Below are 21,814 nucleotides of genomic sequence, written 5' to 3' on the forward strand. Positions count from 1 at the left end.
TATGCTTTGAAGATTAATATTTTATCGTCTTTCATTTTTATAACAATGTAAAATTACTAAACAGTGTTTAGCAAACAAATTTTTGATAATATTTTTTGAAAAATCTATGAAAAATTATTTTTTCAAAAAAATTAAATCCCTGATTTACAGAAATTTAACTAAAAGCAATTATTATTTAAAGACAATCTAGTAAAATAGTAGTTTGTGCCATTTGGAAGATATTTCTAATTTTGCAAAATTGCACGTTCGAATTACCTCATTATTCAATCAAACGAATTAATTATTCTGAATAAGTGCAACAAGCACAACATTGTTGTTCTGAAAACCAAATATTTAATCCCAGAAATTTCAAAAAATATGAATTACCCACTTAACCAGATTCCCGAGAGAACTGAAAAGCCACGTCAAAAAGGTTTGACAATGGTAATGGACAAAGGGCTTAGTCTCAGACAAGTTGAAGATTTCTTGGAGCTTGGCTCTGGATATACCGATATAGTGAAGTTGGGTTGGGCAACCTCTTTTGTGACTCCAAACCTAAAAGATAAATTGGCTTTGTATAAATCAGCGGGCATCCCTGTTTATTTTGGGGGTACTCTGTTTGAGGCATTTGTGGTAAGAGGTCAATTTGACGAATACCGTCGTGTTTTAGACCAATATGGGATGGAATACGCAGAGGTTTCGGACGGTTCTTTGGAAATGGAACAAGATGACAAATGTGGATATATCCAAACTTTAGCTAAACAAGTAACAGTACTTTCGGAAGTAGGCTCAAAAGATGAAGCAAAAATCATTCCTCCATACAAATGGATTAAATTGATGAAAGCAGAATTGGAAGCAGGTGCTTGGAAAGTAATCGGTGAAGCTCGTGAAGGTGGAAACGTAGGGTTGTTCCGTGCATCTGGTGAAGTGCGTCAAGGTTTGGTAGAAGAAATTTTGACAGAAATTCCAGAAGAAAAAATCATTTGGGAAGCTCCTCAAAAATCTCAACAAGTTTGGTTTGTGAAGTTGGTTGGCGCTAACGTAAACGTTGGGAATATTGCTCCGCATGAAGTTATTTCATTAGAAACAATCCGTTTGGGCTTGAGAGGCGATACATTCTCTCATTTCTTGGATAAAAAATAATTATTGTCCTTCAAAGAATGATTGGGCAAAGACAACATTTGCTCAATCATTCTTTTTTATTTTTTGATTAAGATTCTCACTATCATACCGTACAAAGGTTACTCTTCTTTACTTTTGTAGTTTACTTTCACTATTTACTCCAAGCCTCATTTGGACATTGTAAATCTTCCCAAACAATGGAAATTATTCAATTTGTATTACAACTTCTCAAAGATCCTTTAACTGCACTCACGCAGTTTATCACTGACAACGGTACGCTTACGTATGGTTTGCTGTTCTTAATCGTATTTGCCGAAACTGGTTTGGTAGTTATGCCTTTGTTACCAGGCGATTCGCTTTTATTTGCGATTGGTGTATTGGCTGCTCCTGCAACAGGTGGCAAAATTGACATTACTTTCGTCATTCCATTGTTGATTGGTGCAGCGCTTTTGGGCGATAATGTGAATTATTTTGTAGGAAAATATTTGAGTGACTTTGTTAAATCAAAAGATAAAATTCTCTTCTTAAAACGTGAGCACATTATTAAAACAGAAGAGTTTTACGAAAAAAATGGCGGTCAAACCGTTATTATGGCTCGTTTTGTACCTATCGTACGTACTGTAGCGCCATTTGTTGCGGGAGCAGGTAGTATGAAATATGGCAAATACATTACATTCTGTGTAATTGGTGCTATTGTATGGGTTACTTCAATTACTTTGTTGGGATACTTCTTGGGCAACAACGAGTGGGTAAAACACAACTTCGAAAAAGTAGTACTTGGTATCGTGGCTATTTCGGTATTACCAATGGTGATTGGTTTTGTAAAAAGTCAATTCAGTCAAAAGTAATTTCTTGAGTAAGACGTGTCAATACACGCTTTTTACTCCTATCATATAAAGCATTATTTCATCAAAGAGGCAAAAGTTTTCGTACTATTGCCTCTTTGTTTATTTTTACGCTATGAAAAATTTATTTGGTCTTATTGGTTTTCCTTTGGGGCATTCGTTCTCAAAAGGATATTTTACGGAGAAATTCGAAAAAATTGGTCTCTCTCAGACACATACGTATGAGAAATTTGAGCTCGAAAATATTGAAGACTTCCCTGCTTTGCTTCAATCACATGCAGGTGAGCTGAAAGGCTTGAATGTGACAATTCCTCATAAACAAAATGTGATGGCATATCTCGACGAAATCGACCCAGCCGCAAGCAAAATTGGTGCTGTGAATACCATAAAGTTTTTGGAGAATGGTAAAACAAAAGGCTTTAATACCGATTACTGGGGCTTTAGATGGACGCTTGAAAAATGGGATGCTTTTAATGAAATCGCTCCTAAAAAAGCGCTAGTACTTGGGAAAGGTGGTGCAGCTAAAGCCATTATCGTAGCCTTAGAAGACTTGGGTTTGGAAGTACAATTGGTTTCTCGTACCAAAGAAAGTGATACTATTACCTACGAAGAACTAACGCCAGAAGTAATGTCTGAGCACTTGTTCATTGTGAATACTACTCCACTAGGAATGTATCCGAAAGTAGAGAATTGTCCCGCTATTCCTTACGAATTATTGAGTGGAAAGCATTTACTATATGACATTGTGTATAACCCACTCGAAACATTATTTTTGAAAAAGGGAACTGAAGCTGGCGTGCGTGGTGTTCACTTTGGACTAGAAATGTTACACGGACAAGCCGAAAAAGCATGGGAAATCTGGAATAGCTAGATACGATTTTGGATTGGGGATTTTTGATTTTGGATTTAAACTTTTATTCAATTCAATCCGAAATCAAAAATCCCACATCCGAAATCAATTTTATTGTTCAATCGAATACCTCCACAAACTATTATTGCCTATTTCTTTTCTATCAACCAAGCCTTCTGTTAGTATTGGTGCTGCGATGCCCTCTCCTATCGCTTGCGGACTTATCCAACGATACGCTTCGTCCCACAAATGAGAATCAATACAAGACTGTAACAAGGCTGTCCCACCTTCAACGATGACCGACTGGATTTTTCGTTGGTACAAATCATCTAAAATCATCGGAAGCCAAGAGTTTTCAGAATTCATTTGGACATAGGAAATATGCCCTTTCTGTTGGGACTTGATGGAATTATAGCAAATTGTCGGTGTTGTTCCTGCATAAATAGCCGAATCCTCCGCCACTTGTAAATGTTTATCAATCAAAACTCTTATCGGATTTTTACCAGTCCAAAAACGTGTATTCAGCGAAGGGTTATCATATTGTGCCGTTCGTGTGCCCACCATAATGGCATCCTCCTCCGAGCGCAATCGATGTGTCCAACGTCTGGATAATGCATTAGAAATTTGAACCGCTTGGAAATCAGGTAAGGCTATTTTACCATCAGTCGACTCCGCCCATTTAAGGAGAATATAAGGTCGCTTTTTTTCGAAAAAGGTAAAAAAACGTCGATTCAATACGCGTCCTTTTTCTTCTAAAACACCCGATATGACTTCAATTCCTGCATCTCTCAATTTTTGGATACCTTTTCCTGCTACTAAGGGATTGGGGTCATCGTTACAGGTATATACTCTACGAACCTGATGTTTCACCAACAAATCGGCACAAGGAGGAGTTTTACCAAAATGAGAACAAGGTTCGAGCGTCACAAAAACCTCTGATTCGGGCAAAAGGCTTTGATCTTTTACATCTGCTACCGCATTCACCTCGGCATGCCAATGCCCATAACGTTGATGCCAACCTTCCCCTATTATTTTTCCTTGATGTACAATTACGCATCCTACCATGGGGTTCGGAGATACATTTCCTGCTCCCAATTGGGCTAGATCGAGCGCTCGTTGCATAAAGGCTTTTATTTGAGCGTCGTTCAAAACATGATTATTCTTCGACATTTCTGTAATTTTGTATATTCATCAATAAAAATGAAACGCATTTAAACATAGGTACAAAGGCTGAGCCACTTTATTTTTCTCAATAGCTCTTGTTTTTAGCATATGCTTACAACAAAACACCTTTACACAAAGCTAAAACGAGTACCTCATAGCTCAAAACATACTATTTTCCATGATTCAATCCTCCAAGCAACTATTTGCGGATTTGGTAGCCGAAATTACGGCAGTTTACTCAGAAAACGAAGCAAAAAGCATGGTCTATCTTTTGCTTGATACGCTTGTGGGTCTTTCAAAAACAGACATTCTGATTGACAAACCTATAGAAGTTAATATAGATTTTGCACCGCTTGTGGCACGTATCAAATCCTTCGAGCCCATACAGTATGTGTTAGGCGTAGGAGATTTTTACGGAAGACTTTTTTATGTTAGTCCATCCACACTTATTCCTCGTCCCGAGACCGAGGAGCTCATCGAACCTATTGTTTCTTTTGCCAAAAGTTTAGGACATACCGCATCTGTGTTGGATATTGGTACTGGTACAGGATGTATTGCTATTACTATTGCTTGCGAAATACAAAATGGCGCTGTTATTGCTTATGATATTTCGGAAGAAGCATTGAGTATTGCCAAGCAAAATAATGAGCGCCACCAAGCAGGTGTTCAATTTATTCAAAAGGATATTTTGGCATATCAATATGAGCAATCAGATAAACTTTTTGATATAATTGTTAGCAACCCTCCGTATGTAACGCATCGAGAAAAAGATGAAATGGAAGCTAATGTACTTGATTACGAGCCACATTTGGCTCTTTTTGTAGAAAATGACAATCCTTTGATTTTTTACAAAGCCATTGCCAATTATGCTTTTTTGAATTTGGTAAACAATGGTTTTTTTATGGTAGAAATCAACCAATACCTAGGAAAGGAAACAGCACAGGTTTTTGAAGAAAAAGGATTCACTGAGATAGAAATCATCAAGGATATGTTTGGGAGAGAACGGTTTATAAAAGGAAGAAAAAATAACGTTTAATTATATCCATTTTCACATTATTTGCATGGGTTAATTCTCCTCTTTCTTGTACATTTATTGAAAACCTCAGTAAGCGGACAAAGCGAATTTTACCTGCTTTATGCTTTAGACTCTTCGTCACAACTCAAAAGCGTAACTATGCAAAACAAAAGCATTACCCTGTATTTTACCTATCACACAACTTGAACTTTAAAGATTTATGTCTGAACATTACGACCTTACTGTTTCGATTATCATTCCTTGTTTCAATGAGGAGCAGGTAATTATGTACACTTACGAAAGAGTGTCTAAAACCATGCAATCTTTTGGGACTAAGGGCTATGAAATCATTTTTATCAACGATGGCAGTCGTGACCGCACGTTATCTATTCTGAAAGAAATTGCTCAAAAAGACGCTAATGTCAAAATCATTGGTTTTTCTCGAAACTTTGGGCACCAGCCTGCCGTAACTGCAGGTATCCAAGCTTGTAATGGTGACGTAGCTATTATTATTGATGCCGATTTGCAAGACCCACCAGAGTTGTTTCCAGATATGATAAAAATGCATCTTGAACAAAATGCAAACGTAGTGTATGGAATGCGTGAAAAACGTAAAGGAGAAACATTCTTCAAAAAAATTACGGCACGTATGTTCTACCGTACCATCAATTTTCTATCAGACACACCTTTACCTGTAGATACTGGAGATTTTAGATTAATCGATAAGCATGTTATCGAAGCATTCAAAGCTTTTCCTGAAAAGAACAAATATATTCGAGGGCTAATTTCATGGATTGGTTTCAAGCAAGTACCTATCATGTACGTGCGTGAAGAAAGATTTGCTGGAGAAACGAAATACCCTCTTTCTAAAATGCTCAAGTTTGCCTCTACGAGCTTGTTGTACTTTAGTAAAAAACCTCTCAAACTTGCTCTGGGCTTAGGAAGTCTTAGCTTGATTGTTGGGTTGGCATTGGGAGTTTGGGTACTCACAGGACTTATTTTCAGACCAGAGACCTTAGTGCCAGGTTGGGCATCAACGGTGATTGCCGTTATTTTCTTTGGAGGTGTTCAATTGCTTACGATAGGTGTTTTAGGTGAATATTTGGGTAATATGTTTGAGGAAATCAAAAACAGACCAGAATATATTATTTACGAAAAAGTAAATTTTTAATAAAAAGGCATTTGGGGCATCCTCCCACTATTCATCAAAAAAGCGGTCGAAAAACAATTTTCGACCGCTTTTTTTGATACTACCATGCTGGATATAACTCGGCTTAAGACGCAATCATTGCGTCTCTACTGCTAGAATAATAATAACTAAATTTGGAACGACTCATGTGTTTGAGTAATAATGATGGTGGTTTATTTCAAACTATAAATACTAATCACTTTATTCCCATCCACTTCCACGTTAAATACTTCTTTTGAAGGTACTTGATAAGCTGAAAAATCTGGGTTAAAATTGAAATGACGATATTCTGTAATAAAATAGTCTGCTTGGTTAATGTCACTCACAAATTTCAGTGCATCTTTTTCGCTTTTCCCCAAGTTATACGAAGCACAAATATTTCCATTAATTTTGACTTTAGCTCCTTTCTGACTGTGCGCCTTCAAATAGTCCAATGCTTGTTTGTAGGAAGTACCCCAATAATCCATCTCAAATTTTTTGTCGACATGATTTCCTGCCAATACATTAAAATAAACATTTTGATAGGGGTGATTTTTCACAATCCAAGCAAGTAGATATACCACTACCAATACATTCAAACCGATAAAGCCTCCTGCTACGGCAGGCTTCCATCCCTTCAAAAAGTCTTCAATCGTAACAATTCCCAATGTGGCAAGATACACAAACCCTGCATAAGTAAAATACAAGTGGCGCCAACCATCATACAAGGTCGAATCTAATACGACAACACTTAAAATGGGTCCAACAAAAAGCCCTAGAAAAAATAAATTGATATACGTAATCGGCTTATTATATTCTGTTATCCATTGCTTCAGGGTCGCAATCACACCCACCAAGGCCAACAAAAGAAAAGGAATTGGCGTAGTAATCACAATCCATATCAAGGCATAATAACGAGGTAAATCAGGAGCTATGTAATATTGTCCTTCAAACAATACTGGCGCATTCAAGGGATACTTACTCAAGTTTTCGAATACCTCAATAAAGTGCCCAATAGGATCTGTCCACAAATATGGGAACGCAATGTAAAATGTCAGCAAATACACGACAATCATGATTACCAACATTTTGAGCTTCTGGATTAAGTCTTTTTCTTGCGTAAAGAGATGTTTTAAGACCAATGCCCCTCCAAAAATCAATGGAAGAAAAATTCCTACAATGCGCAATGCCGTAGCCAATCCCATAACCAACCCTAGGCCAATGGCATACTTATAATTAGCGCCTTTTAAAATCTTGAATCCTAAATAACCTGCTATTACAAAGAGTGATAACAAAGGTAAATCTTTAGGGTTATAAAATGATTCTGCAAAAAAACGGGGCGAAAATATATAAATAAAGCACCCCAACAGACTGATATATTGCTTTTGGAATCTTTCAGAAAGAAGTTTGTACAAGAAAATAATGGATAGCGCAAAAATCAAAAAAGTCGATGAATGCCAAAGCCGATATACGCCCAATTCGTCATCGATGCCCATTCCTTTTTCCAACACCACCATTGGCAAGGCAAATAGCGCTCCATGATCTCTATCTCGATAATGCTCCATGTCTGGCGCATTTTTCAAATCAGGTGGAATCACCTTCGATGCCATACCCGGTGCCAATTGCCGAGCTACATGAATAATATTCATAATCCCAATATGACGCTCTGTTCCTTCATCATAGGAAACGCCATAATCTTTGTAAATTAAAAGCCCGCTAATGAAGTAAACCACAAATAAAATCATGGGCAATTTGGGCGTATTGAGCAAACGACTAAAAAGGTTCAACTTCATATACAATAGTCTTGGGTTAAGTGGGAAAGATGAATGATAACTGTTAGCTCTGGTATTTTGAAGCTTTATTCTGAATGGCCTATCAAAAAATAACAACCGCAAAATATGTCGCAAAACCTATGCCCAAATGCTTGATTCTCTACAATATTTTTACATCATCGCTATAAATTATCCATAAAGTCAAATAGAATAGGGACAAAGTTCTCTGGCTACTGTAAGATGATATCCTATTCTGCTCTTCTGTATTCTTTTTTTACAGTGAATTCCTGAAGCTTTCTGAGCCATTCAAAGCCTTTTTTATAAAAATATAACAATTCAAAGAAAAAAATAAAATAGTATGCTTGCATAACAATTTTATTTTTCTTTAACTTTACCTATCGAATCAAAATCTCATAAACATATTACAATGAACCGTTCAATCAAGAAAGTAGCTGTGTTAGGGTCAGGCATCATGGGAAGCCGTATTGCCTGCCACTTTGCCAATATTGGATGCGAGGTGCTCTTGTTAGACATCGTTCCTCGTGAACCCAACGATGCTGAAAAAGCTAAAGGTCTTACTTTAGAATCGCCTGCGGTACGTAATCGTATTGTCAACGAGGCATTTCAGAATACGCTCAAAGCTAATCCTGCCGCACTCTATGCTACGGCATTTGCTAACCGTGTCAAACTTGGCAACTTCGATGATAATCTCTCCGAAATCAAGAATTATGATTGGGTGATTGAGGTCATTGTAGAAAACTTAGCCATTAAAAAGAGTCTATTCGAAAAGGTAGATGCTCTTCGTAAGCCAGGCACTTTGATTACTTCAAATACATCGGGTATTCCGATTCATTTGATGGCAGAAGGTCGCTCTGATGATTTCCAAAAACATTTTTGCGGAACACATTTCTTTAATCCTCCGCGCTATTTGAAACTATTGGAAGTAATCCCTACACCGCAGACTGATAGTAGCGTTGTGGATTTCTTGATGCATTATGGTGATAGATTTTTAGGAAAAACTACCGTATTATGTAAAGATACTCCTGCTTTCATCGCCAACCGTGTAGGTGTTTACAGCATGATGAAAACTATGCAGGTAGTAGCTGAAATGGGATTGACAGTTGAGGAAGTGGACAAACTAACTTCGGTAGTCGTAGGTCGCCCAAAATCAGGAACTTTCCGTTTGTCTGACTTGGTCGGTCTGGATACTACGATTAACGTTTCAAACAACCTATATGCGGCACTCACGCATGATGAGTCAAGAGATGCTTTTGTTTTACCAGAAATGATTAAAAAGCTTCAAGAAAACAAATGGTTGGGTGACAAAACGGGTCAAGGTTTTTATAAGAAAATTAAAGGAGCTGGTGGTAAGTCAGAAATTTTGGCTTTAAACCTTCAAACTTTTGAATATGAGCCTTCTCAGAAGGTAAAATTTGATGTTTTCGAAAAAACCAAATCTCTAGCTTTAAAAGACCGTTTTGCTGTATTGTTAGCAGATAAAGGCAAAGCTGGAGAGTTTTATCGTAAAACCATTTTGGATGGTTTCAGATATGTTACCTATCGCATTCCAGAAATCGCTGATGAGTTATATCGTATCGATGCTGCTATTTGCGCAGGTTTTGGTTGGGAAATGGGCATTTTCGAAACGTGGGACGCTTTAGGTCTACAAAAAGGCTTAGAACTCATGAAAGCCGAAGGTATGGAACCTGCCTCATGGGTTCATGAGATGATTGAAAGTGGCGTAAACTCATTCTATAAAAAAGAGGGTGGAAAACGCCTTTATTACGACATTCCTAGCAAAAGCTACAAACTCATTCCAGGCACAGAATCGTTTATCATTCTTGAAAACCTCTCAGATGGTATCGTTTGGAAAAACGGCGAAAGTCATATCTACGATTTAGGCGATGGAATCCTTGGTTTAGAGTTCCGTTCAAAAATGAATACGTTTGGCGCAGGAGTTATCGAAGGCGTTCACAAAGCAATCAATCTAGCAGAAAAGGATTTCCGTGGTTTGGTAATTGGCAACGATAGCACTGAAGCATTCTCAGCAGGAGCCAATTTGGCAATGCTATTCATGTATGCTGTAGAACAAGAATTTGACGAAGTAAACCTCATGATTGCGCAATTCCAGCAGACCATGATGCGTGTTCGTTACTCGTCGATTCCTGTTGTAGTTGCACCTCATACGCTTGCACTTGGTGGTGGTTGTGAAATTACTTTACACGCTGACCGTGTGGTAGCAGCCGCCGAAACTTATATTGGTCTTGTGGAAGTAGGTGTAGGGTTGATTCCTGCGGGTGGTGGTACTAAAGAAATGGCCTTACGCTGTTCTGACCTCTACAAAGCAGGCGATCCTGAGCTCAACATTTTGCAATCAGCCTTCATGAACATTGCAACAGCCAAAGTAAGTACTTCGGGTTATGAAGCATTTGATATGAACTATTTCCGTCGTGGCGACGAGGTTGTGCTCAACCGCAGTCGTTTGATAGCTGATGCCAAGCAAGCAGCTATTGAGTTAGCAGAAGCTGGTTATACCCAACCGAAGCAACGTAACGACATCAGGGTTCAAGGAAAAGCAGGTATCGCCTTATTCAAAGCAGGTATTACGTCAATGTTGATGGGTAAGTATATCTCTGAGCACGATGCCAAGATTGCCAACAAATTGGCTTATGCTATTTGCGGAGGAGACTTGAGTTATCCACAAAATGTTACGGAACAATACCTCCTCGACCTCGAGCGTGAAGCGTTCTTATCACTATCGGGTGAGCGCAAGACTTTGGAGCGTATCCAAAGCCTTCTTAACGGAGGAAAACCGCTTAGAAACTAAGAGGGAGTATGAATGTAGAATTGCGAGTTGTGAATTGTGAATATAAAATCATAATTCACCATATTTTATCTCGACAATTAATTCAACTTAATTTTACCCGTAATAGGCATTAAGCTATATGCCATAAGCTGAAAGTATAAGAGTTTTTCTAAAAAATCATGAATACATTTTTTGCTTAATGCCTACAGCTTATTGCCTAATTTCATTTTTCTTATTCAAAATCCAGAATCAAACCATGAATGCATATATCGTTGCGGGCTATCGTACAGCAGTGGGAAAAGCCCCAAAAGGTACACTTAGATTCACTCGTCCTGACGAACTAGGAGCAGAAGTAATCAAACATCTTTTATCAACCCTTCCACAATTGGATCCAGTCCGTGTAGATGACGTAATTGTAGGTAATGCCGTACCAGAGGCCGAACAAGGAATGCAAATTGGGCGTTATGTAGCGCTATTGTCATTGCCCAAAGAAGTTTCTGGGTTTACAATCAACCGCTATTGTGGCTCGGGTGTTGAGGCTATCGCTATTGCTGCTGCTAAAATTTCAGCAGGTATGGCGGATTGTATTATTGCAGGTGGTGTAGAGTCTATGTCAATGGTACCAGTAATGGGTTATAAAACGGCTCTCAACTTTGATATTGCTCAAAAAACACCTGATTATTACATTGGCATGGGACTTACAGCCGAGCAAGTAGCCAATCAATATAATATCAGCCGTGAAGACCAAGATGCATTTGCTTATGCTTCACATCAAAAAGCCGTTGCGGCTCAACAGGCTGGTTTATTTGACCCTGAAATTGTTCCTATTACCATCAAAGAAACTTATTTTGATGCGAATTCAGGTAAAAAGAAAACAAAAGAATCTGTCTTTAACAAAGATGAAGGTCCTCGTGCAGATACCAGTGTAGAAGCACTCGGCAAACTCAAACCTGTTTTTGCCGCAGGTGGTTCGGTTACGGCAGGTAACTCATCTCAGACTTCAGATGGCGCTGCTTTTGTAATGGTCATGTCTGAAAAAATGGTGAATGAGTTAAATCTGAAGCCTATTGCTCGTATGCTGTCGTATGCCACAGCAGGTTGCGAACCACGCATTATGGGTATCGGTCCTGTATTTGCTGTACCAAAAGCCCTTAAGCAAGCTGGTTTGTCATTAAATGACATTGACCAAATCGAATTAAATGAAGCCTTTGCCGCTCAAGCGCTGGCTGTTGTTCGAACCTTAGACATCGACCCAAGTAAACTCAATCCAAACGGTGGTGCTATTGCATTAGGACACGCATTAGGCTCTACAGGCGCTCGCTTGTCGGTACAGCTATTCAATGAAATGCGTCGTCGTAATCAAAAATATGGTATGGTGACTGCTTGTGTTGGTGGTGGGCAAGGTGTGGCTGGTATTTATGAGCTTTTGTAAGCAGGTATCGGCTTTCGGCGGTGGGCTTTGGAAAAAAGCATGTCTTTAGTTATTAAAAACATGTTAAAACTCTTTTCCTCGTGCCTGTTGCCTAGGCATTTTAAATCTTATTTTGCACGATTACTTAATTTGACTAGTGAGTGGTCAATATCAAATTAACTTGACTCTCATAGGCTCTATTTTACGGAGTATGTTAGAAAATACATTCAGTTTTCTAGCATACTCCGTAAACCTTATGACTGGACACAACAAGTAAGGGGCATGCAGGTATTTAGACTTCGTCACTCAACTTTGTTGACACAGATTTAAACTGTTAAAAAAATAAGTTCAAGACTAAGTCTTGAACTAGTAACTGCGGTCGAAATGAGTTTTTCAACCGACTTTTTTGAAATGATCACTCATGCGCTAAATTGCAAAATGTAAGTGTGACTCTTTTTGAATAGGAATATATCGTTTCCGTTTACATTGGCTTTCTCTTAAAACCATAAGGGCAGTGTTTGCAACCGTTTTTACAACAATATCCCCGCTTCAGGTGGTATTCTTTCGTAAATACCATAAATCCCTGTTCATTTAAGTAATAATCCTCTGGCTCCAGTCCTCGATTGGCCTTTATCTTTTCTTCATTTTTCATATTCAAGCGTCAAAGTTAACAGTGGTCAAGACAATATGATGTTTTTGTCGTGGCTCTTTTTATAGATTTTTCCGTCAATAGCTCGGTTTTACTTTCAAGTTTCCAACCTGTAGTTTAAGCAAAATGTTCAAAATATTGTATTTTTGTAAAAGTCATGCCAAGCAATTTTACATATCGTACCAATTACAAAACAATGTGTCCTCCTCTCACGACGAGTGCACTTTATGGGCATTTCTGTAAAATTCACCGAATCCTTGAGTCTTCTACGCTACTCATCTACGTTATCTGGCTTTTTTCTGCTGTGTAATACCCTTCTAAAGTTTTGATACTTTAGACAAAAGGCTATGCTGTGATTCAACGGTAGTCTATTTTGTCATTTCTTTATTTTAAAATCATTTGTAAAAAGACTAAAGCAAGGATAACAGATTACCTGTTATCAAATCACCTTTTTACTTTAAAGAATTACGACAATGAACATTTCAGAAAAATATTCAGAAGAACTAACTGCCACCGAATTTGCCATTACGCTTGAAGACCATTATGGTGCTCATAACTATCACCCAATGCCTGTAGTATTGGAGCGTGGTCAAGGTGTTTTTGTTTGGGATGTAGAAAATCGCCCGTATTTCGATTTTTTATCGGCTTATAGTGCCGTAAACCAAGGGCACTGTCACCCAAAAATCGTGCAGGCGATGATAGAGCAGGCACAGAAATTAACCCTTACCTCTCGTGCTTTTTACAATAACCAATTAGGGATTTGTGAAAAATATTTGTGTGAATACTTTGGTTACGACAAAGTGTTGATGATGAACTCAGGTGCAGAAGGTGGCGAAACAGCTTTGAAACTGACTCGTAAATGGGCGTACAAAGTAAAGGGTATTCCACAAAATCAGGCAAAAACGCTTTATGCTTCAGGTAATTTTTGGGGACGTACCATCGCGGCTATCTCATCTTCGACTGACCCTTCGAGTTATAACGATTACGGCCCACTATTGCCAGGTTATGAAATCATTCCTTACAACGATTTAGAGGCCTTGGCTGAAGCTCTCAAAGACCCAAATGTAGCCAGCTTTATGGTAGAGCCTATTCAAGGCGAAGCAGGTGTTGTTGTCCCAGCAGAAGGATACCTCAAAAAAGCTTACGAATTGTGTCGTGAGCATAATGTACTGTTCATTGCTGATGAAGTGCAAACAGGAATTGCCCGCACAGGTAAGCGCCTTGCTTGTGATCATGAAGGCTTCCAACCTGACATTTTGATTCTGGGGAAAGCTCTTTCAGGAGGAACCTATCCAGTATCTGCAGTTTTGTGTCGTGACGAAATCATGCTCACTATCAAGCCTGGCGAGCATGGTTCTACCTATGGAGGTAATCCATTGGCATGTGCTGTAACAATGGCAGCGCTACAAGTGGTAAAAGATGAGAAACTTGCCGAAAATGCTGAGGCAATGGGGCAACTTTTCCGTGAAAGAATGACACAGCTCAAAAATCAACGCCCAGACTTAATTACCGAAGTGAGAGGAAAAGGCTTGTTAAATGCTATTGAAATCAACGATACAGAAGAAAGCGAAACGGCTTGGAACTTGTGTATGGCATTTAAAGAAAAAGGGTTATTAGCGAAACCAACACATGGCAATAAGATTCGTTTTGCCCCACCATTGGTCATTACCGAAACTCAAATGGACGATGCTTGCTCCATTATTGAAAAAGTAATTTTAGAGTGGAAATAAGTACCAGTGCTGAATAATAAACTGAGAACTAGCGCTTTGTCTTTTTAAAAAAAACTGATGTAGTGGCAACTGCAAGAGTTGCCACTACATAAAAAACACTAATGATAAGAATTCTTTTGAACAAGATAAAATCCTTCGTACAATCCCAATTGTGAATTGTGAGTATAAACATTTAATTATCAAATTTGACCTTTAAAATTTATTCTAGCTGTAGAGACGCAATGATTGCGTCTTTTGTAGTGGTACATTGATTATACTTGATCTCTAAACTCAAGATAGATCAACTTTTTCAGACTTCACTCACAAAAAAACGTAACCACTCAATACTTTTGATATCAAATGATTACGTTTTTATTTGTAGCCCCGGCAGGAATCGAACCTGCATCTTAGGTACCGGAAACCCACATTCTATCCATTGAACTACGGAGCCTCGCCAAAATTTTAGCGTCGCAAAATTAAGAAAACTTCTCTAACTGTTTCACCAAAACCTCGAAATCTTTAGGATACGGTGCCTCAACGGTAATACGTTCGCCATCCATCAGATTAAAAGTCAAGGAATGGGCATGTAATGCCACTCGTTTCATCAAAGGAAGTTCATCTGTATTTTTCTTAAGGTTAAAACCTCTTTTCAAATCTGAGAGATATAGCGTATCGCCTCCATACGTTGGATCACTTACAATTGGAGCTTTCAAACAAGCCAAGTGAATCCTAATTTGGTGCATACGACCCGTAATAGGCATACACTCGATAAGAGTATGCTTACGATATACCTTGATCGTATTAAAAATAGTTTCGGCTTCTTTGCCTTTCTGACGGTCAATCACCACTTGTGTGCCATCACGCTTTTGTGCGATGGGCAAATATACCGAAATCATATCCAAATCATGGATACCATTCGCAACTGCATGGTAACGCTTAGCAACCTGACGATGCTCAAACTGCATTGACAAATGACGATACGCCGCAGGATTTTTAGCAATAGCCAAAATACCAGATGTTTCTTTATCAAGTCGGTGAGCCAACTGTGCATCATCAGAATACTCCTTTGCTAATCGCAAAATACTCTGTGAGTTATCAGCCTGACGCTCATCTAAGGATGAAATATAAGGTGGTTTATTTATAACTATGAAGTCGTCGTTTTCGAAAAGAATTATATCTTTGAAATTAATGCGCATAAAAAAATTAAATATTAGTAGACTCAATATGAGCCGATAATCAAACGATTAGACAATACTGCAAAGTTCCTACTTTTTTTGCAAACTCTAGGTATCTTCCCGAAACAGTTTGTATTTTCTTTTAAAATGCTCCCTTTTAAAGCCAAAAAGGTGCAAGAAACATCTCGCACCTTCAGTATTATATTTTTAATCTTCTGCCTCTTGTTTTTTGATAGTGGCTATCAAGCTTTGTAAAAACTCATGACGTTCTGGCGAACTGGCAGGATATTCCATTTTTAGCTTGCTTAATCTGTCATGAATGACTTGCGCTACCATCAAGCGCATATTCTTTTTATCATCAGCAGGAATTACATACCACGGCGAATGCTCAGTAGCGGTTTGGTCTACTAACTCTTGATACGCTTCATGATACTCTTTCCAAAACGCTCTTTCTTTTACGTCCTGCTCCTCAAACTTCCAATTTTTATCGGGATCTTCAATACGTTCGATTAAGCGTTTGCTTTGTTCTTTTTTGGAAACATTTAGAAAAAACTTCACAACCTCAAATCCATTTTGGTGCAAATGTTTTTCATAATGTTTGATTGAGTCGTAACGCTCCTTCCATACCTTCTCTAAATTTTTGGTTTGTTCTTCAGGTAAACGCTGTCCTTCTAACAAAATAGATGGATGAACTTTTACCACCAATACCTCTTCATAATAAGAACGATTATGGATAGCCAATTGTCCTCTTTGAGGCATTTTGAGCATACTTCTCCACATAAAATCATGGTCGACCTCTTCGGCAGAAGGGCGCTTAAAACTATGCACTACGATGCCCGCAGGATTAATTCCTGAAAAGACAGCCTTGATCGTTCCATCCTTGCCAGCGGCATCCAAAGCCTGAAATATAATTACCATTCCATACCTTCCATGTGCATACATACGCGATTGAAGCTTATCGATTTTCTTATGCAGTTCTGATAGTTGAGCTAAATAATCAGCTTCATCAACATACAAATCTTCGATTTTGGTAGGAAGTTTTTTAATGGAAAAGTGACCGTTTCCATCAAAGCTAAAGTCTTTCATTTCAGGCTTTGCCATAGTGTTTTTATTTTTCGTAAATACCTTTTGCTACTTTTTCGGTAATTGATTTAGGCGCTAACCAAGCCATAAAAGCCCCTAATTTATTGATGAACCCAGTTACTACTTCAGTAGAGCCTCCAAACATAGATTTCACTGCGATTTGGGCTACTTCTGTTGGCGTCATCATTACTTTCTCAGCTGCTTTCATTGCTTTTTCGCCTACTTCTGCTCTATCGTTAAAGTCTGTAGCTGTTGAGCCTGGACTAATAGCCGTTACCGAAACCGAAGTACCATCTAATTCATGCTTAAGCGCTCTAGTAAAGTTGAGAACAAAAACCTTCGTGGCTGCATAAATTGCCATGTGAGGCAATGCCTGATAGGCTGTTGAGCTAGCAATATTCATGATATATGACTTAGATTGGCGCTTCAACATAGGCAAAAATGTTTGACACATTTCTGTCAAGGTAAGCATATTCAAAGTCATCATATCACGATTTTTTTCGATAGAATAATGCCCTACTGGACCAACCAGCCCATAGCCTGCATTATTGACCAAAATAGACACTTCATATTTTTTGGTATTTACCCAATCAAATACTTGTTGGGCTACCCCAATTTGAGCTAAATCAATCGCTAAATAGTCAACTTCTACTTTATAACGAGATTTTAGTTCAGAAGCCACTTTTTGAAGTAGCTCTTCAGAGCGTGCTACTAATAAGAGATTGTATTTTCTACTAGCAAGTTCTGCTGCTATTTCTTTTCCGATACCTTTACTGGCACCTGTAACCAATGCGTATGACATAATAATGAGAATAGTCGGTTGAGTCTTATGATTTGCAAAATGCAATCCCTCAAAATTAACAAAGCCCCACCAAATGGCAGGGCTTCGTTTTAAATAATTTACCTAAAATTATTTTTTAGGAGCTGGAGTTGCAGGAGTTGCACCTGGCAACATTGATTTCAAACCATCTGGATCTTCAGGTTTGATTTCGAGCGCTTTCTTAATAGCGTCTTCAGCTTTTACGGTGTCTTTCGAAACAGTCAAGTAGTAACCTGACAAGTAACGAAGCGCCTCGTAAGTATCGTCTTTCTTCTCTTTGTAAGTAGTTGAATTTTCAGCTTTAAGCGCACCAATTACTGTCAAATATTGCTCATAGTATGGTGCAGCCAACCACTTGTCTCCACTATAGTCGATCAAATTGTTTGTACGTGCACGGAACAAGAAGAATGGAGGCCATTTAGCATTGATTCCGATAGCTTTAGCAAAAGAAGTATCACCTTTCATCGCCAAAGAAACACGGTTTACTGAGTCTGTTTTTGGCGTATAGGCAGCAGCAAAATAGTATGCTAAAGCAGCGTTATACCAGTCACCTGAAGTAGATTGCAATTTCTTCTTTGCTTTCCATTCAATTGATTTTAATGCAGCATCAGCAGCATGAGCATATCTCTTTTGCTTATAACGAATCGAGTAGATTGACAAGTGGTGGTTGTTGTTAGTATCTAACGGAGCCGCTTGTTCAAAATAGTGAACCGCTAATGAGTCGTTGTTCAAACACTGATAACCTTTTGCAAAATATACGTTATCCAAGTAGTAAGGTTTTACACCAGCTTTTACCATTTGCTCAAGGTTGTTGATACCTTCTTGGCATTTGTTCAATTCGATGAATGAATAACCTTTCATACGGTAGATATCATTGTCTTTTGCACCACCTGCTTCAGCTTGACTAGTGAATTCCATTGAACCCGTATAGTCTTTAGCCAAGAACAACAATTTAGCAGTACTCAACAAAATCGTTGGGCTAGCTTCAGCTTTGCTTACATACTTTCTGTAATATTTAGAAGCGTCTTTATAACGATTGAAGATATTATAATATTCACCAAAACGCTTGTAAATTGGAGCGTAGTTAGAGTCAGTTTCAATAGCGCTTTGGTATGAGTTTACAGCGTATTGGTAGTTTTTACCACGAAGATAAACTACACCAATTTTTGTGTATAACTTAGCGCTTTTCTCTTTAAAATTAGCTTGTTCGTAAGCAGAAACCGCTGGACCACCATCATTTTTGATAAGGAATGCATCTCCTTTTACTGTATTCATTTCAACTGTTAATTCCTTCACTTTTGTTTTTTCAGGAATCATATCAATCAAACGAATAGCTTCAGCTGGATCGTTATTTCCTTTGTTTGCCTCTTCGCCATTGTTTACGTCATAGAACATTACATAAGCTTCAGCAATACGGAACAATACATCAGCATTTTTTGATTTTGTATCAGCAATGATTTTATCAAAATCAACTTTAGCATCAGCTACTTTATGATTCGCAACTTTGATAGCTGCCAAACCAACTGCATTTAGCGGGTTTTTAGCATCAATAGTCAAACCTTTTTCGAAAGCAGCTTTCGCAGCATCAAGATGGCCTACACGCAAATTATAATAACCTAAATAGAATTGGTTCTCTGCCGTCGGAGCAGCCGCTACCAAGCTCTCAAAAGTCGCCTTCGCTTTACTTGGCTGGTCTCCATCCAACTGCGACAAACCTTGCTGTACTGTTTGCGCATTTGCAGCACCTGCAAACAGTAAACTAACAGCCACCAACAGAGATTTCATCTTTACTTTCATTTGTGTAATTAGTTAGTTGGGATTAAGATTAATGAATAAATAATTTTATTTGATTTAGTTTTTATGAAAAGATCTAAAGTCAAGTGAATAACTTAGCAATTTTTATATTGTTTCTTTTTGAACTTCTAAGACAAAATTAAATTAAAATTTCCAATAAAAAGGCAAAATTTTATTCTTTATAACTAGAATATAAGATTTATTAAAAACGTCTTAAAAATTCATTAGTAATTCATTGTCAATCAAATGAATAATAGTTCATTTTGATACAAAGACATTATTCTCCAATTTTTACTGTACGAATTTGAATAGGTCTTGTTAATGGTAGTAAGCCTCCCTTCAAAACAATCAATTGGCCTTGATCCATACACATGTAGTTAATAAAACCTGTACCTAGTCCCATGTGTGACTCCTTCAAAATACACTTAATAACACGTGTTAAAGGGTATTTTTTAAGCGCAAGATTATAGCCAAATGGCTGATAATAATCTTCCTTCGTAGGATTTGGTTTATCGGTAACCGACATTACATTGATATCCTTGATAAAACCTAATGAAGCAGGGTCGTCGCCATCACTAATCCAGTTGGTTCCAATGACACCAATGGCATTTTTATGTGACTTCACGTATTCAATTACTTCTTTGTTCGACTTCATTGCAAAAAATGGCACTTTATCTTTCTTATTAATACCAAATTTATCCATCAAGAAAGTCAAATTACTTGAATTAGAATTATCAAATACAAGAACTACCTCTTGATTTGCCCCTCCTTTTCCAAACTCAGACCATTTTTTTATCTTCCCTTTCATTAACCCCTCAACATCTTTGACGGTAATCAAGGTATCTTTATTTGTTTTATTGGTAATCAAAGCCAAAGCATCTCCTGCAAATTTGTAGCTACGATACACAGTACGGTCATCTTCAAAAACCTTCTTTTCTTTCTCCGTCAACTCTCTTGCTACTACTACAAGTCTAGCCTTGTCATTTAGCATCATATTGATAGCTTCGGTTTCGGGCTTGTACACTACGTTAATTTTGGTGTATTTGTATCCCTGCTCAAAAGCATACTTTTCGGCATCTAAAATATTCTGAAAAGACTCATCTACTGCCACTGTTATTTCCCCTTTGGCAGGGGTATCAGTAGGTGCATTCTCATTTGGGTGGTTGCCTACGTATCCACAAGAAGAAACTAAGGCACCGAGTACACCAAGAGCTGAAACAAACTTAATATACTTTTTCATCGCTTTTTGAGATTTATAATATTAACGAAGCACCTAGATGCATCTATATATTTTCTTTGAATAATCTAATTCTATTAACTATCATTAACAAAGTCTTACTCTGTCATGAGTATTGCTTATCTGCATCAGCAATAAGCCCTATCACTTCTTGTTGTCGTAATAACGATACTCGGCCTCTTCCTTCTCTTCCTCTGTATCTTCTTTATATTTTTCAATCGCTCTATATCCTCTATACAAACCATAGATGATAAGAATTGCTCCCCAAGCATAAGACCATTTTATACTAGGAAAAAACACCTGTGCAAATGCTGAATCTGGCACAATGATTAAGAAAATTCCAATGCCTATGTAGGCTACAGACATCAGTCCAGCAATAATAATTACTGATATTGAATAATACTTTTGTGAATCTCTTTTTGGCATCTTTCAAAAATTTAAGTCCCTCTAAAAATGAAACCTGCCAGTTTCCTGACAGGTTTCATACTAATAAAGACTATAGTAATGCATACTACTCCGACAATACGAAGTTGATAGGCACTGTAAATCTTGAACGAACTGGACGTCCAGACTGTTTACCAGGGTTCCATTTTGGAACCATTTTGATTACGCGAACAGCTTCTTCATCGCAACCAAAACCTACTGACTTCAATACTTCAACGCCTTGGATAGATCCGTCAGTGTTTACAACGAACTGAACGTAAACTTTACCTTGAACGTTAGCACGTTGTGCAGCAGCAGGGTATTTAAGGTTTTTCTGCAAGAATTTTGCAAAAGCAGGAATACCACCTGGGAATTCTGCTTGTTGTTCTACCGCAGTAAAGATTTCTTCTTCAACTGGTTTCGGTGGTTCAACTGGAGCTTCTTCTTTAGCAGGTCTTGCATCTGGATCCACTGGAGGAGCGATATCATCAGTATTACCTTTAACGCTTTCTGTTGCAGTATTACCTTTGATGTTATCTACCTCTGGTGGAGGTTCAGGTTTTTGTACCTCTTCATCACGCTTGATTTCCGGAGGTAAAAACTTAGTAGTTGTTACTTTCGGAATATCTTTTGGTGGTGGCGGTGGTGGCGGTGGTGGTGGTGGTSKMKTTCATCCTTTAAAAGTTGGTCTATAACTTCAGTTAACAACATTCAAATCAAAGACATCGTCAAACAATAAGGGTGTATTAACTTGAAAAGGCAGAATCTTCCCAAGCTTGTAGAAATCCATCT

Annotated in this window: 19 protein-coding genes and 1 tRNA gene; 9 read left to right on the forward strand and 11 right to left on the reverse strand. The window is 38.0% G+C overall.

Translation table 11 applies throughout. The features are described from left to right. Positions 1-357: 357 nt before the first annotated feature. The 3 genes from BWI92_RS22245 (at position 358) to BWI92_RS22255 (ending at position 2,817) form a co-directional block, all read left to right on the forward strand. Positions 358-1,122, forward strand: a complete 765-nt coding sequence (locus BWI92_RS22245) for a phosphosulfolactate synthase (protein WP_095166936.1) — start codon at positions 358-360, stop codon at positions 1,120-1,122. A gap of 176 nt (positions 1,123-1,298) precedes the next feature. Continuing rightward, the gene (locus tag BWI92_RS22250; protein WP_095166938.1) at positions 1,299-1,949 is read left to right on the forward strand and encodes a VTT domain-containing protein; all 651 of its coding nucleotides are present in this window, start codon (positions 1,299-1,301) and stop codon (positions 1,947-1,949) included. A gap of 112 nt (positions 1,950-2,061) precedes the next feature. Then, the gene (locus BWI92_RS22255) at positions 2,062-2,817 is read left to right on the forward strand and encodes a shikimate dehydrogenase (RefSeq protein ID WP_095166940.1); all 756 of its coding nucleotides are present in this window, start codon (positions 2,062-2,064) and stop codon (positions 2,815-2,817) included. Between the two features lie 90 nt (positions 2,818-2,907). On the opposite strand, the gene ribD is transcribed toward BWI92_RS22255, so the two are convergent. Then, positions 2,908-3,966, reverse strand: a complete 1,059-nt coding sequence (gene ribD / locus BWI92_RS22260) for a bifunctional diaminohydroxyphosphoribosylaminopyrimidine deaminase/5-amino-6-(5-phosphoribosylamino)uracil reductase RibD (protein ID WP_095166942.1) — start codon at positions 3,964-3,966, stop codon at positions 2,908-2,910. A gap of 172 nt (positions 3,967-4,138) precedes the next feature. Here ribD and prmC point away from each other — a divergent pair, with 172 nt between their 5' ends. Then, positions 4,139-4,996, forward strand: coding sequence for a peptide chain release factor N(5)-glutamine methyltransferase (gene prmC / locus BWI92_RS22265; RefSeq protein ID WP_095166944.1), 858 nt, complete (start codon positions 4,139-4,141; stop codon positions 4,994-4,996). A 199-nt stretch (positions 4,997-5,195) separates the two neighbouring features. Then, the gene (locus tag BWI92_RS22270) at positions 5,196-6,146 is read left to right on the forward strand and encodes a glycosyltransferase family 2 protein (protein ID WP_095166946.1); all 951 of its coding nucleotides are present in this window, start codon (positions 5,196-5,198) and stop codon (positions 6,144-6,146) included. A 191-nt stretch (positions 6,147-6,337) separates the two neighbouring features. Here the strand turns inward: BWI92_RS22270 and BWI92_RS22275 are convergent, their stop codons facing one another. Further along, on the reverse strand, positions 6,338-7,936 hold the full coding sequence (locus BWI92_RS22275) for a glycosyltransferase family 39 protein (RefSeq protein ID WP_095166948.1): 1,599 nt from the start codon (positions 7,934-7,936) through the stop codon (positions 6,338-6,340). A gap of 406 nt (positions 7,937-8,342) precedes the next feature. On the opposite strand from BWI92_RS22275, the gene BWI92_RS22280 reads away from it, so the two are divergent. Next, a complete protein-coding gene (locus BWI92_RS22280) occupies positions 8,343-10,742 on the forward strand; it encodes a 3-hydroxyacyl-CoA dehydrogenase/enoyl-CoA hydratase family protein (protein WP_095166950.1) in 2,400 nt (799 codons plus the stop codon). Between the two features lie 235 nt (positions 10,743-10,977). Continuing rightward, positions 10,978-12,153: an acetyl-CoA C-acyltransferase gene (locus BWI92_RS22285; RefSeq protein WP_095166952.1), complete on the forward strand. Its 1,176-nt coding sequence runs from the start codon at positions 10,978-10,980 to the stop codon at positions 12,151-12,153. A gap of 460 nt (positions 12,154-12,613) precedes the next feature. On the opposite strand, the gene BWI92_RS28540 is transcribed toward BWI92_RS22285, so the two are convergent. Continuing rightward, positions 12,614-12,784 carry a DUF5522 domain-containing protein gene (locus BWI92_RS28540; protein WP_166549828.1) on the reverse strand — a complete coding sequence of 57 codons (171 nt, stop codon included), beginning with the start codon at positions 12,782-12,784 and terminating at the stop codon, positions 12,614-12,616. 470 nt (positions 12,785-13,254) lie between these two features. Here BWI92_RS28540 and rocD point away from each other — a divergent pair, with 470 nt between their 5' ends. Beyond that, positions 13,255-14,511, forward strand: coding sequence for an ornithine--oxo-acid transaminase (gene rocD / locus BWI92_RS22290; RefSeq protein WP_095166954.1), 1,257 nt, complete (start codon positions 13,255-13,257; stop codon positions 14,509-14,511). A 358-nt stretch (positions 14,512-14,869) separates the two neighbouring features. On the opposite strand, the gene BWI92_RS22295 is transcribed toward rocD, so the two are convergent. From BWI92_RS22295 to BWI92_RS22330, 8 genes are all read right to left on the reverse strand, one after another. Beyond that, positions 14,870-14,941 (reverse strand) — tRNA-Arg (locus tag BWI92_RS22295). A gap of 25 nt (positions 14,942-14,966) precedes the next feature. Next, a complete protein-coding gene (locus BWI92_RS22300) occupies positions 14,967-15,686 on the reverse strand; it encodes an RluA family pseudouridine synthase (RefSeq protein WP_095166956.1) in 720 nt (239 codons plus the stop codon). Positions 15,687-15,872: 186 nt separating this feature from the next. Beyond that, a complete protein-coding gene (locus BWI92_RS22305; RefSeq protein ID WP_095166958.1) occupies positions 15,873-16,766 on the reverse strand; it encodes a PPK2 family polyphosphate kinase in 894 nt (297 codons plus the stop codon). Positions 16,767-16,773: 7 nt separating this feature from the next. After that, the gene (locus tag BWI92_RS22310) at positions 16,774-17,550 is read right to left on the reverse strand and encodes an SDR family oxidoreductase (protein ID WP_095166960.1); all 777 of its coding nucleotides are present in this window, start codon (positions 17,548-17,550) and stop codon (positions 16,774-16,776) included. A 108-nt stretch (positions 17,551-17,658) separates the two neighbouring features. Continuing rightward, positions 17,659-19,365 carry a lipopolysaccharide assembly protein LapB gene (locus BWI92_RS22315; protein ID WP_141234884.1) on the reverse strand — a complete coding sequence of 569 codons (1,707 nt, stop codon included), beginning with the start codon at positions 19,363-19,365 and terminating at the stop codon, positions 17,659-17,661. 274 nt (positions 19,366-19,639) lie between these two features. Further along, positions 19,640-20,602: a PstS family phosphate ABC transporter substrate-binding protein gene (locus BWI92_RS22320; RefSeq protein ID WP_095166965.1), complete on the reverse strand. Its 963-nt coding sequence runs from the start codon at positions 20,600-20,602 to the stop codon at positions 19,640-19,642. A 141-nt stretch (positions 20,603-20,743) separates the two neighbouring features. After that, on the reverse strand, positions 20,744-21,025 hold the full coding sequence (locus BWI92_RS22325; RefSeq protein ID WP_095166967.1) for a hypothetical protein: 282 nt from the start codon (positions 21,023-21,025) through the stop codon (positions 20,744-20,746). A gap of 85 nt (positions 21,026-21,110) precedes the next feature. Continuing rightward, positions 21,111-21,494, reverse strand: a complete 384-nt coding sequence (locus BWI92_RS22330) for an energy transducer TonB (protein WP_229363451.1) — start codon at positions 21,492-21,494, stop codon at positions 21,111-21,113. A 55-nt stretch (positions 21,495-21,549) separates the two neighbouring features. Between BWI92_RS22330 and BWI92_RS28370 the strand changes: the two genes are divergently transcribed. Beyond that, positions 21,550-21,717, forward strand: coding sequence for a hypothetical protein (locus BWI92_RS28370; protein WP_229363454.1), 168 nt, complete (start codon positions 21,550-21,552; stop codon positions 21,715-21,717). Positions 21,718-21,814: the final 97 nt, after the last annotated feature.

This window comes from Flectobacillus sp. BAB-3569, from assembly GCF_002270355.1.
In the GTDB taxonomy this organism is placed as follows: Bacteria; Bacteroidota; Bacteroidia; order Cytophagales; family Spirosomataceae; genus Flectobacillus; species Flectobacillus roseus.